Below are 12,157 nucleotides of genomic sequence, written 5' to 3' on the forward strand. Positions count from 1 at the left end.
GCTCCGTGCGCGGATGAGGACCATGTCGCGCGGTGTTTGATGGCTCGCTCGCTTCGCTCGCTCACGAGACGACCTCCACGTCACGCACGACGACCGTGCGGTAAGCCGGGTGGTCGGCGAGCAGCTCGGCATGGGTGCCGACAGCGACGACCACCCCGTCCACGAGGAAGGCCACCTCGTCGACCGCGTCGAGGACGAGCGGACTGACCGTGGTCACGATGGTCGTGCGGCCGGCGCGGTGGGCCTTCAGCCGGGAGGCGATCCGGACCTCGGTGTGAGCGTCCACGGCACTCGTCGGCTCGACCAGCACCAGGATCTCGGGGTCCGCGGCCAGGGCCCGGGCGAGCACGAGCCGCTGCCGCTGACCTCCGGAGAAGGAGCGTCCCTTCTCCGTGACGACGGTGTCGAGCCCGTCGGGCAGCGCGTCGAGGATGTCCTCGGCGGACGCGGTGGCGAGCGCGTCTTCGACGCCGCCCAAGCCATGCTCGTCGATCCGGTCGGCCAGCCGGCCCGCGAAGAGCGCGGCCTGGGTGTCCGAGACGACGATGCGTTCCCGGACCACTGCGTGCGGCAGCGAGGTCAGGGGGACCCCGCCGAGGGACACGTCGTCGTCGATCTGCGGGGCGCACAGGCCCAGCCGGTCGGCCAGCAGTGCCGACTCGTCCGGCTGCTCGGACACGATGGCGACGAGCGTGCCGGGACGGACCCGCAGACCCGAGCGCGCGTCGAACAGCACGCTGTCGCCGGGAGGGGCAGGGGACGGAGTGGCGGGCTCGACGACGTCGGGATCCAGCGCGAGGACCCGGCACAACCGGCCGGCCGCGACCCGGCCACGGATCATCTTGTTGGCGAACTCCGTCGCCGTACGCAGCGGGATCAACAGGAACGCGGAGTAGCCGTAGAACGCGACGAGCTCACCGGCACTGAGCTCGCCGGCGACGGCGGCGCGGCCCGCGAGCCAGACCACGAGCACGACGAAGACGCCGGGAAGGAATATCTGCAGGGCGTCGAGCACCGACTGGAGTTTCGCGACGTTGACCGCCGCCACCCGGGTGGCCTGGGACTCGCGGCGGTAGCGGTCGAGGAAGACCCCTTCGCCGCCGATCCCTCGCAGCACGCGCAACCCGCCCACGATGTCGGTGCCGGTGTTGGACAGGTCGCTGCGCATCTGGCGCTCGGTGGCACTGCGGACCTGCAGCGGCTTGAGGATCGGGCCGAGCACGAGCATCAGCACCGGCACGCCGATCAGCACCACGAGACCGAGCTGTACCGACGTCGTCAACAGGATCGTCGAGACCAGCAGGAAGGAGACGATGGCACCCGCGAAACGCGCGGTCACGTCCATCACGTTGCCAATGTGGTTGAGGTCGGTGGTGCCGATCGCGACCACCTCTCCGGTGCTGACCTTCCGCGGCAACGAGCCCCCCAGGCGGACCGACTGCCGCGTGGTGAGCTGCACGACGCGGTAGGACGCCGTGAGCCAGTTGGTCACCGCGAACCGGTGACGCATGATCCCGGTGACCGCCTGGACCAGCCCGATCAGCAGCATCACGCCGGCCCAGAGCAGCAGCTGCTCCTGGTCCCGGTCGGCGACACCGCGGTCGATCGCACGGCCGAGAACGGCCGGCAGCACGGCCTGGCACGACATCCACAGGATCCCGAAGGTCATCCCGCCCAGCAGGGTGCGTCGTTGGCCCATCGCCAGCCACCACAGGAAGCGTCCGGGCGAGCGGTGGTCCGCGATGCCGGGGTCGGGGACGGGTAGCTGACGCACTCGTACGAGGCTACGGAGGAGGGGGGCGTCCTAGCGAATCCTTTGTTGCCCCCGTTCCTCACGAGGCGTTCACCTGCCTGTCGCCGCAGGGACGCTCGGCGGGCTCACTGTGGATGTCATGAGCGTGACCTGGCAGCAGCCGGTCCTCGACCGCACACCGAGCCTGGTCGTCACCCCCGCGATCGTCGGCCACCGGGGCGCGAGCGGACACCGCCCGGAGCACACGCTCGCGGCCTACCGGGCAGCGATCCGCATGGGCGTCGACGACATCGAGATCGACCTGGTCAGCACCCAGGACGGGGTGCTCGTCGCGCGCCACGAGCCCGAGCTGAGCAGGACGACCGACGTCGCGGAGCACCTCGACCTCGCCGACCGACGGGTCACCAAGACGATCGACGGCCGCGCGGTCACCGGCTGGTTCGCAGAGGACTTCATGCTGGCCGAGATCAAGATGCTCACGGCACGCGAGCGGCTGCCCGTCACCCGGCCGGAGAGCGCCGCCCACGACGGGTGCGACGGCATCGCCACGCTCACCGAGATCCTGGCGATGGTGCACGCCGAGTCCATCCGCCGGCGACGCACGGTCGGGGTGATGATCGAGCTCAAGCATGCGGCCTACTTCGACTCCATCGGGCTCCCACTCGACGTACCGCTCCTCGCAGCATTGCGTCGCCACGACCTGGACGGGCCCATGGCCCGCATCAGCCTGATGGCCTTCGAGCCCGCCATCCTTCAGCGGCTCGCGCTGCGGACGCGGCTGCCGATCATCCAGCTGCTCGAGGTCGGTGACTCGCACGCCGAGCTGTGCACTCCCGAAGGACTCGCCTGGATCGACGAGTACGCCGACGGCATCGGCCCGCACAAGAACCTCGTCCTGCCCCGTGACCAGTCGGCGGCCATCGGCGAGCCCTCCAGCCTGGTGCGGGACGCCCACCGCCTCTGGCTGACCGTCCACGTCTGGACGGTGCGTGCCGAGAACCGGTATCTGCCCAGCAACCTGCGGCACGGGGACGACCCGGATGCGCCCGGCGACATGGCCGGCGAGGTCCGCGCGCTCCTCGACGTCGGTGCCGACGGTGTCATCACCGACCACCCGGACCGGGCCGTGTCCACTGCTCGCGAGCTCGTCGCCTGACGTTCATCGCGACCTCGCGGATCGGTCGTCCGGCTCCGGTTGCCTCCTCGGCATGACTACTCGGAGATCCACCGGCACGGCCCTCGCCGCAGCCCTCGCCCTGTCCGCCACGCTGTCCGTCACCCTGCCTGCAGGGGCGGCCCTGGCCGCCGTACCCACCCACGACCAAGGCCACGCTCAAGGCCACGCTCGCGTGCCCGCTCAAGGCCAGGGTCACGCCGACGACCCCGTGGTCATCGGCCACCGGGGCGCCTCCGGCTACCGCCCCGAGCACACGCTGGCGGCCTACGAGCTGGCCATCGAGCAGGGCGCCACCTACATCGAGCCCGACGTCGTCTCGACGAAGGACGGCGTGCTCGTCGCCCGGCACGAGAACGAGATCAGCGGGACCACCGACGTCGCCGAGCACCCGGAGTTCGCGGCCCGCAGGACCAGCAAGGTCATCGACGGCACCACGTTCACGGGCTGGTTCACCGAGGACTTCACCTACGCCGAGCTGAGCACGCTGCGGGCCAAGGAGCGGTTGCCCCAGGTCCGCCCCCAGAACACCGCCTACGACCGACAGTTCGCGATCCCGACCCTCGACCAGGTCCTGGACCTCGCCGTCCGTGCCGGTGTGGGCGTCTACCCCGAGACCAAGCACCCCACCTACTTCGACTCGATCGGGCTCTCGCTCGAGGAGCCGCTCGTGGCGGCCCTCGAGGCACACGACCTCGATGACAAGAAGGACGCGGTGATCGTCCAGTCCTTCGAGGTCGGCAACCTCCAGGACCTCAACCGGATGACCAAGGTCGACCTCGCACAGCTCGTCAGCTCCTCGGGCGGCCCGGCGGACCTCCCCGGCGTCACCTACGCCTCGATGGTCACCCCCGCGGGACTCAAGGCGATCTCGAAGTACGCCGACGGCCTGGGCGCCAACAAGGACCTGATCCTGCCGCGGACGAACGGGGCGACCACCGCCCCGTCCAACGTCGTCCGGGACGCGCACAAGGTCAACCTGGTCGTGCACGTGTGGACGCTGCGTCGGGAGAACCAGTTCATGGCCACCAACTTCAGGGTCGGCACCAACCCGACCGCGCCCGGTGACATGTATGCCGAGACGCTGGCGTTCCTCGATGCCGGGGTCGACGGCGTGTTCTCCGACAACCCCGACATCGCGTCCGCTGCCTTGGCGGACTGGCTCGCCCGGAGCGCGGCCTAGATCCTCTCGGTCCTGTCCTCGGCCTCGTCCTCGCGCAGGGCGCCGGTCTCGTCGTGCTCGGCCCACAGCGGCTCGGGCGTGGCAGCGGCCGGCTCTTCGGCGTATCCGGGCCTGGCCCGGCGGCTGGTGAGTGCCACGGCGAGCAGGCCGGCCAGACCTGCTGCGAGCCACGGCAGGGGCAGGAACCACTGCAGGTCGTCACTGCCGATGGCGTCGGTCTGGAACAAGGCCCAGATGGCGGCGAGGCCGAGGAAGGCCACGCCCATCACCAGGTGTCCGACGTTCACCGGGTGTCGTCCCGACACGTCGGGACCGGCCCCGTCGGCGGGGGGAGTGGCGGTGGGGTAGGAGTAGGGGCTGGGGTAGTCGCTCATGGTGGGCCTCATTTCTCGCGGATGGTGATCTCGCCGACGCCGAGGTCGACGAAGATGTTCATGTCGGGCACGTCGTCGCCCCGGTCCAGCAGCTCCTCGACGGTGACGTCGAGGCCGTCGTTGCGCCGCTCGAAGACGCTGACGTCGCCGACACCGGTGGTCCCTGCGGCGGTGACGTCCATCCCGTCAGGGACGATCACTTCGATCTCCCCCACGCCGCCCTCGACCCGGAGCTCGTGTCCGTCGAGTCCTTCGACGTCCTCGACCTGCGAGAGGTCGATGGACAGCTCGCCACCGTCGATGGTGTAGAGCTCACGAACCTCGGTGGAGCTCGTCGGTGTGTAGGAGAGCGTGGTGTCGACGTAGTTCGACGTCGCGGTCGCAGCGAGCGTCGCGGCGCTCAGCACCAGGCCGATGAAGATGAGGCCGCCCGCACGACCCCAGAAGGCGCCCAGGACCAGCATGAGTCCGGTCAGCGCCAGGCTCAGGGCAGGGTATGCCGCGTCGGGCACGGCGTTGCCGGAGACGTCGATCAGCCCGAGCGTGCCGATCCCGGTCGCGATCAGCGCGAGCGTGAACCAGAAGAGGATCGGACCCTTCTTGCGCGGGTTGCGTGGCCGTGAGTAGCTCGCAGGGTCGTAGGGCAGGTAGGACTGCTGGTAGGGCTGGTAGGGCTGGTACTGACTGGTCGGCACCGGGCCCGACTGCGAGGCCCAGGCGGGCTGCTCCGCGCCAGTGGTGGCGGGGTCTGTGGTGGTCGAGGTGGTGGGCCAGCTCCCGGCCATGGGCGCGCCGTAGCCGCTCACCGGCGGCACGTAGGGCTGAGCTCCCTGGTCCTTGCGGTTGAGGAACCACACGATGCCCAACGCGACGAGGACGAACGGCCAGGGGAACCAGAAGGCACCAGCAGAGTCACCGACGCCGGCGAGCGCCGCCACGATGCCGGCGATGAGCAGGGCAATGCCCCGGTTGCGGTCGTCGAGCCCGAGCGGTTGGGCGGTCGACCCCTCCTCCGGCACGAGCAGCCAGACAGCGCCGTACACCACCAGACCAGCACCACCGAAGAACACCAGCACCACGAGCGTGACCCGGACGATGATCGGGTCGATGTCGAGGTGGCGCGCCAGGCCGGCGGAGACGCCGGCGAGGCGACGGTCGTGGTTGCTGCGGCGCAGCCGGCCGAGGTCGAGGACGTCGTTGCGAGTGGGTCGCGGGCTCTGCTGCTCGGGCCGGTCGGCAGGCCGTGGCTCTGCGGCCGGCGGGGGAGAGGGGTTCGTCATGGCTCCAGTCAACGCCCAGCGGCCGGCCAGCACCATCGGGGACGACCCTGGTCATGACCGGGCGTGCTCGAAAGTGCGCCTCAGGGTTCGTTCGGGGTCGATCCTCATGGTGAGCAGGCGTCCTGCCTGCGACGATGGACCCACGATGAGCCTCGCTTCCCCCCACCCACCGTTCGGGCCCCCACCCGTGGCCCCACCCTTCCGCCGCGCCACCCGTGACACCGAGTCACCCATTGCCGGTGGCGTGTCGGGCGGGTTGGCTGCGCACTTCGGGGTGCCCGTCCTGTGGGTGCGGGTCGCCTTCGTGGTGCTCGCCGTGCTGGACGGTGTCGGGCTGATGCTCTATGCCGGCCTGTGGATGTTCCTGCCCACCGATTCCCGGTTTGACGAGTCGGCCCCGGGCCTGGAGAGCGCCACTCGCACCGGCAAGCGGCCTCGGCGCACCTCGCGACTGAGGGACGCAGGCCCCGCCATCGCCATCGGCGCGCTGCTCTTCGGGGCGGTCCTCGCGTTCGAGGCCGCCTTCGGTCAGGGGGCACTTTTCTGGCCGGTCGTGATCGCGGTGGCCGGTATCGCCCTGCTGTGGCGCCAGGCGGACGAGGCGCAACGCGAGCGCTGGCTCGACTCCACCGGGCGCATCGATCCGTTCCGTGCGGTCTTCGGCGTCGGTGGGTGGGCCTCCTACTTCCGCGTCTTCGCCGGTCTCTCGCTGGTCGTGGGCGCGCTGATCATGTTCGCCGTCTGGACCGGGACCTTCGCCTTCGCCGTCCCGGTCATCGTCGCCGGCCTGCTCGGTGTGCTCGGACTCGCGATCGTCGTCGGCCCCTGGGCGGTCCGCCTGGTGCACGACCTCGGTGCGGAGCGGGCCGAGCGCGTCCGCAGCCAGGAGCGCGCCGACATGGCGGCCCACCTGCACGACTCGGTGCTCCAGACCCTTGCCCTCATCCAGAAGAACTCCGGCGACGCCGCGATGGTGGCCCGGCTCGCCCGCTCGCAGGAGCGCGACCTGCGTTCATGGCTCTTCGAGTCGGTGGGCACCGACGTCACTCTGGCCGGGGAGCTCCGCGCCGTCGCTGCCATCGTCGAGGACACCTACTCCGTGGTGGTCGACGTCGTAGCGGTCGGTGACGTGGACATGAACGAAGCGCTCAAGCCCATCACCGACGCCGCGCGCGAAGGTATGGCCAACGCTGCCAAGCACGCCGGGGTCCAGCACATCGATGTGTACGCCGAAGTGTCGGCCACCGCCGTCGACGTGTTCGTCCGCGACCGCGGCGCGGGCTTCGACACCAGCGCCATCGCGGGTGACCGCCAAGGCGTCCGTGGCAGCATCATCGACCGGATGGCCCGCCACGGCGGGACCGGCGAGGTGCGCTCCGCGCCCGGCGACGGCACCGAGGTACGTCTCCACCTGCCCCTGACGAATGAGGAATCACCATGAACGACGTGACCAGCCCCACGGGGACCCCCCGACCCGTACGCATCGTGATCGTCGACGACCACGCCATGTTCCGTGCCGGCGTGCGTTCCGAGCTCACGACGGTGGGCGCAGGGGTCGTCGACATCGTCGCGGAGGCCGCTGACGTCGACTCGGCGGTCACCGCCATCCGCGAGCAGCAGCCGCACGTCGTGCTGCTCGACGTGCACCTTCCCGGAGGCGGTGGCGTCGAGGTCATGCGACGCCTGCCGGCACCCGACGCGCGCTACCTCGCCCTGTCGGTGAGCGACGCCGCCGAGGACGTCATCGGCACCATCCGGGGCGGGGCCAGGGGATACGTCACCAAGACGATCACTGGACCAGAGCTCGTCGATGCGATCGCCCGCGTGGCCGGGGGCGACGCGGTGTTCTCGCCGCGCCTGGCCGGCTTCGTGCTCGACGCCTTCGCCGGGTCCATCGATGTCGCGGCCGTCGATGAGGACCTCGACCGGCTTACCGAGCGCGAGCGCGAGGTGATGCGCCTGATCGCTCGCGGCTACGCCTACAAGGAGGTCGCCAAGGAGCTCTTCATCTCGGTGAAGACGGTCGAGACCCACATGTCCTCGACGCTCCGCAAGCTCCAGCTCTCCAGCCGTCACGAGCTCACCCGCTGGGCGTCGGATCGCCGACTTCTGTAGCTGTGTGCGTCTCGCGGACGGGTCCACCCACTGCGGGGGGGCGACAGCAGGTGTGCGCGACCAGAAGTGCCGATAGTCTGCGCGACGGCTTGCTCGTAGTCATCGGGACTGGGCGCGGACGAGGGGAAAGAGATGCTCCGTTTCGGGGTGCTACTAACTGTCGGCATTTTCGGTTGTACGGCGTTGTTGCCCGCAGATGGCATCGCTGCGGGGGCTCAGACTCCCGGCAGCGAGCTTGCCGCGGTCGCGGCCACGTCTGAGCGTGGCGAGGCGATGCCCGGGCCGGCGTCCGGGGTCTTGCGTGTTCGGATCTCGGGGTTGCCCTCCGGCGTGCGACCAGTGGGCACCCTGCGTGGACCGGGCACCCAGGTGCAGGTGACCAAGGCGAGGGTCAAGCTGCGTGGGCTTCGGTCGGGCACCTATACGTTGTCGCTGCGCCCATCGACCGTCACCTCGGCGTCGTACGGGATCAAGCGTGGCGCGACCGTCCTCCCGGAACGCGTTCGCTACAAGGTGCGACTCAACCGGCGCACTGGCGGCGTGCTCACTGGCGCATACGGCACTGTCGTCGCCCGAGACGCCGTCGGAGCACCGGGCAAGGTCTTCGCCGTCCGTGGTGACAAGCACGACCCCAAGGCCATCGTCGTGCCCAGGTCAGCGCGATACGTTCGAGGAGGCTTCGTCACATCCGGTCCGACCAAGGCACTGCCGAGCGGTCTCGTCGCGCGCATCACCCGCTTGCGCGAGCGCGGGGGCAAGGTCGAGCTGAGGTTGAAGTCGGTGCCCGTGGCGAGGGTCGTGCCGATACTCGGGGACGTGGACGCCGCGCAGGCGAAGACCTCTGCTCGCCGGGCGTTCGGTGGATCGAAGCCACCTGGCTGGGACATCTACAAAAAAGCGGGGAAGATGTTTCCGTGCAAGGTGTTCACGGGGAGTGGCGAGGAGACCGGTGAGCTGGATGTCGGCCTCAAGAACCTCGTGCTCGACGACATCGCCTGGCCAGGACCAGCCACGGGCGGCTTCTCCGCCCACCTGAGCGGCGAATACTCGCTGTCCGCGACAGCGCTGGCGCCGGGCAGTTCGATCGAGTGTTCGGAGTCGGCTAAGTCGTTCTCGAAGGAGGGGTTCTTCATGGTCGGCGTAGTACCCATCCCGGTCTACGCAAGTGTGAGCGTCAAGGGCAAGCTCTCCGCGCGCAACACCGGCACTGTTCCCGTGGCTCTCGCCACGGGGATGCGGTTCGAGGCTGGTGTGAACACTCTCGACTCCGACCCGGCCGTCTTCCACGGCCACCTCGATCCCTTCCTGGAGACGACGGGAAGCCTCACGATTGATGTCTCGGTCAACCCGGAGATCTCGGTGGGAGTCGGAGTCCGCAACCTGGTTGGTATCAAGCTCGAAGTAGGACCCGAACTGAGACTCCGGCGCTACACCGACGGCACCTGCCGGGCTGACGGCTGGCTCGTCGGCACCCTGGCCTGGGATGCCGTGATCTGGAAGGGCAAGCCGTGGACCGATCGGCTGGCGCTCTTCGCCAACAAGGAGATCGCTGGCTGCGCGCTCCCCGATCCGCTCGTCGGGGTCTGGGAGAGCAGCTCCGACGCGTCGTTCAAGATTGAGCCTGCTGGGGGTGGCCAGTTCACCGCAACGGCCATCGAGTCTTCTCGGCCCGGCGAGGCGTGTCAGCCGACCCCGGTCGGTGCGACGTCCTCGATCATTGGGGCGAACGGCACCTACCAGTGGGCCTACAGCTGGTGGGACTACGACGAGTGCCGGATGGTGGAGCGTGACAGTGCCGCGAAACTGACGCTCGACCCCGCTTATCCCACCACCTTCCGGCTGTGCGGACGTCGTGCTTCGGGGCTCTCCTCATGTGAGACCTGGAGCCGGGCCGATTAGGCCCCCGCCTCCATTGGGGGGACTGAGCTTTGACATCTGTGCTGAATCAGGGTGAGGTCGACGGATCCCCAATCTCGGAAGTGAGGGCCGCCTGATGGTCGACTCCACAAAAACCGTCCCCCACACCGATGACGACGGCACCGGCCTGAAGAGGTCGATCACCGGCAAGCAGCTGTTCTTCTACACCCTCGGTGACGTCCTCGGCTCCGGGATCTACGTCCTCATCGGCCTCGTCGCCGCCGCAGTAGGTGGGGCGTTCTGGATCGCCTTCGCCGTCGGCGTCGCAGTGGCGACGATCACCGGGACGGCTTACGCCGAGCTGGTGACGAAGTACCCGCAGGCGGCCGGGTCCTCGCTGTACGTCCAGAAGGCGTTCGGCAACCGGGCCCTCACCTTCCTGGTCACCGTGTCCTTCCTGGCGGCCAGCTTCGCGGCCACGGGCTCGCTGGCGACCGGCTTCGCGACGTACTTCGCCGAGCTCTGGAGTGCACCGCCGGCCCTGATCGTCTCGTTGGTCTTCGTCGCGTTCCTCGTGCTGGTCAACTACATCGGCATCACCGAGTCGGTGGTGATGAACATGGTGATGACCTTCGTCGAGCTCAGCGGCCTCATCATCATCATGATCATCGGCGTCTACTACGTCGTCCAGGGCAACGCGGACTTCGGGACGCTCACCGACATCAGCGTCTCGGGCAACCCGGCGCTGGCCGTGCTGGCTGGGGTGGCGCTCTCCTTCTTCGCGATGACGGGCTTCGAGAACACCGCCAACGTGGCGGAGGAGACCATCGACCCGCACAAGGCCTTCCCGCGCTCCCTCGTCGGCGGCATGGTCGTGGCCGGGGTCGTCTACGTCCTGGTTTCCGTCTCCGCAGCCCTGACGGTGCCCACCAGCGAGCTGGCGGACGAGGAGAACGGACCGGCCCTGCTGCAGGTGGTCGAGCAGGGGATCCTGCCCTTCTCCACCGACCTGATGGTCACCATCTTCACGATCATCGCCCTCGTGGCGATCACCAACACCACTCTCGTCACCCTCGTCACGCAGCCACGGATCCTCTACGGCATGGCCCGCGAGGACGTCGTCCCCGGCGTGTTCGCCAAGATCCACCCGACCCGGCGCAGCCCATGGGTGGGCCTCATCTTCAGCGGCCTCGTCGTGGCGGGCCTGCTTGTCGCTGGGACGCTGGTCCTCGAGGCGAGCGGCGACCTCGACCTCGTCAATCGGCTGGCCCTGGTGACGGTGGTCTTCCTCCTCGCCATCTACGCGCTCGTCATCGTCACCTGCCTGAAGCTCCGCGGACACGACGAGGACGACCGCGCCTTCCGGGCCAACACACCCCTGCTCATCGTCGGGCTGGTCGGCAACCTCGCCATCCTCTTCTGGGTCGTCTACGACGACCCAGCCTCGCTGCTCTGGTGCGCTGCACTGCTCGCCGTGGGCGGGCTGCTGTACGTCGCCGAGAAGCTCTTCGGCAGCCGTTCGGATGCGAGCTCCACCACCTCTGACAGGAAGGCAGACCTCTGATGCACGTCATCGTCGCCACTGACGGATCCAAGCAATCGCTCGCCGCCGCCAAGCACCTGAAGGCCTTCGCGGACCCCGCCAAGTTCACCGACATCTCCGTCGTCGCGGTGATCCGCCCCCTGGCTGCTGTCGCGTTCGCCGACGAGCTGTCCGAGACCGAGCATCAAGCGTCCTGGGACTCCCTGTCGTTCCGTGAGGCCGCCGAGAACGCCGTCGCGGTGATCGCGGCGCAGTTCGACGGCTGGGGGCCCAAGGTGCACCAGCGGGTGCGGTCGGGCTCGCCGGCCAACGAGATCATCAAGGCCGCCAAGCAGTACGACGCCGGGCTCGTCGTCGTCGCGGCCGGCGGTCGCGGCCTGAGCGAGAGCGTGCTTGTCGGCAGCACCGCCCAGCGGGTCCAGCACTACGCGCCGTGCCCGGTGCTCGTCGTACGCCCCAAGCCGCGCGCCAAGAAGGCGAAGAAGTCCTGACCCCATCGCGCCGCTAGTCTTCGCGCATGGAGATCCTGCGCCTCGTCCTGCTGTTCCTGCACCTGCTCGGCTTCGCTGCACTCTTCGGCGGACTCGTGGTGCAGGCGAGGGAGTCGCAGAAGTCGGTCAACTCGGCCATGCGTGACGGGGTCGGTACGGCGTTCCTGGCCGGACTGCTGCTCGTGGGGGTGCTGGAGGCCGGCGACGGCGAGGTGAACCACACCAAGATCGGGGTGAAGTTCGTCATCGGCCTGGTGCTCCTGGTGCTGGTGATGGCGAACGCCCGGAAGCCGACGATCCCGCAGGGGCTGTGGGCCGGACTTCTCCTGCTGAGCGTGGCCAATGTCGCCGTCGCTCTCTTCTGGTCGCCGACTCACGCGGCCTGAG

At 69.1% G+C, this 12,157-nt stretch carries 11 protein-coding genes; 8 read left to right on the forward strand and 3 right to left on the reverse strand.

Going from position 1 to position 12,157, the window contains the following annotated elements; genetic code table 11:
• Window positions 1-61: 61 nt before the first annotated feature.
• The gene (locus VNJ48_RS00915) at window positions 62-1,774 is read right to left on the reverse strand and encodes an ABC transporter ATP-binding protein (protein WP_325598164.1); all 1,713 of its coding nucleotides are present in this window, start codon (window positions 1,772-1,774) and stop codon (window positions 62-64) included.
• A gap of 118 nt (window positions 1,775-1,892) precedes the next feature.
• Here VNJ48_RS00915 and VNJ48_RS00920 point away from each other — a divergent pair, with 118 nt between their 5' ends.
• Together VNJ48_RS00920 and VNJ48_RS00925 are read left to right on the forward strand one after the other, a co-directional pair.
• Window positions 1,893-2,909: a glycerophosphodiester phosphodiesterase family protein gene (locus VNJ48_RS00920; protein WP_325598166.1), complete on the forward strand. Its 1,017-nt coding sequence runs from the start codon at window positions 1,893-1,895 to the stop codon at window positions 2,907-2,909.
• 52 nt (window positions 2,910-2,961) lie between these two features.
• On the forward strand, window positions 2,962-4,110 hold the full coding sequence (locus tag VNJ48_RS00925; protein WP_325598168.1) for a glycerophosphodiester phosphodiesterase: 1,149 nt from the start codon (window positions 2,962-2,964) through the stop codon (window positions 4,108-4,110).
• On the opposite strand, the gene VNJ48_RS00930 is transcribed toward VNJ48_RS00925, so the two are convergent.
• Window positions 4,107-4,484 (reverse strand): hypothetical protein, encoded by a 378-nt coding sequence (locus VNJ48_RS00930; RefSeq protein ID WP_325598170.1) that lies wholly within the window; start codon window positions 4,482-4,484, stop codon window positions 4,107-4,109. The two genes, VNJ48_RS00925 and VNJ48_RS00930, sit on opposite strands and share 4 nt — an antisense overlap.
• Window positions 4,485-4,492: 8 nt before the next feature.
• Window positions 4,493-5,764, reverse strand: a complete 1,272-nt coding sequence (locus tag VNJ48_RS00935; RefSeq protein WP_325598172.1) for a PspC domain-containing protein — start codon at window positions 5,762-5,764, stop codon at window positions 4,493-4,495.
• Between the two features lie 145 nt (window positions 5,765-5,909).
• Here VNJ48_RS00935 and VNJ48_RS00940 point away from each other — a divergent pair, with 145 nt between their 5' ends.
• The 6 genes from VNJ48_RS00940 to VNJ48_RS00965 all read left to right on the forward strand — a co-directional run bounded on the left by VNJ48_RS00940 (window position 5,910) and on the right by VNJ48_RS00965 (window position 12,156).
• On the forward strand, window positions 5,910-7,205 hold the full coding sequence (locus tag VNJ48_RS00940) for a PspC domain-containing protein (protein WP_325598174.1): 1,296 nt from the start codon (window positions 5,910-5,912) through the stop codon (window positions 7,203-7,205).
• Window positions 7,202-7,879, forward strand: coding sequence for a response regulator transcription factor (locus VNJ48_RS00945; protein WP_325598176.1), 678 nt, complete (start codon window positions 7,202-7,204; stop codon window positions 7,877-7,879). The genes VNJ48_RS00940 and VNJ48_RS00945 overlap by 4 nt, the downstream gene beginning before the upstream one ends.
• A 339-nt stretch (window positions 7,880-8,218) precedes the next feature.
• Window positions 8,219-9,778, forward strand: coding sequence for a hypothetical protein (locus VNJ48_RS00950; RefSeq protein ID WP_325598178.1), 1,560 nt, complete (start codon window positions 8,219-8,221; stop codon window positions 9,776-9,778).
• A gap of 94 nt (window positions 9,779-9,872) precedes the next feature.
• Window positions 9,873-11,300: an APC family permease gene (locus VNJ48_RS00955; protein WP_325598180.1), complete on the forward strand. Its 1,428-nt coding sequence runs from the start codon at window positions 9,873-9,875 to the stop codon at window positions 11,298-11,300.
• A complete protein-coding gene (locus VNJ48_RS00960; protein WP_325598182.1) occupies window positions 11,300-11,770 on the forward strand; it encodes a universal stress protein in 471 nt (156 codons plus the stop codon). The genes VNJ48_RS00955 and VNJ48_RS00960 overlap by 1 nt, the downstream gene beginning before the upstream one ends.
• Window positions 11,771-11,796: 26 nt before the next feature.
• Entirely contained in the window at window positions 11,797-12,156 is a 360-nt protein-coding gene (locus VNJ48_RS00965) for a hypothetical protein (protein WP_325598183.1), read from the forward strand.
• The last annotated feature ends 1 nt before the right edge of the window (window position 12,157 follow it).

The organism is Nocardioides sp., from assembly GCF_035576065.1.
GTDB lineage: Bacteria > Actinomycetota > Actinomycetes > Propionibacteriales > Nocardioidaceae > Nocardioides.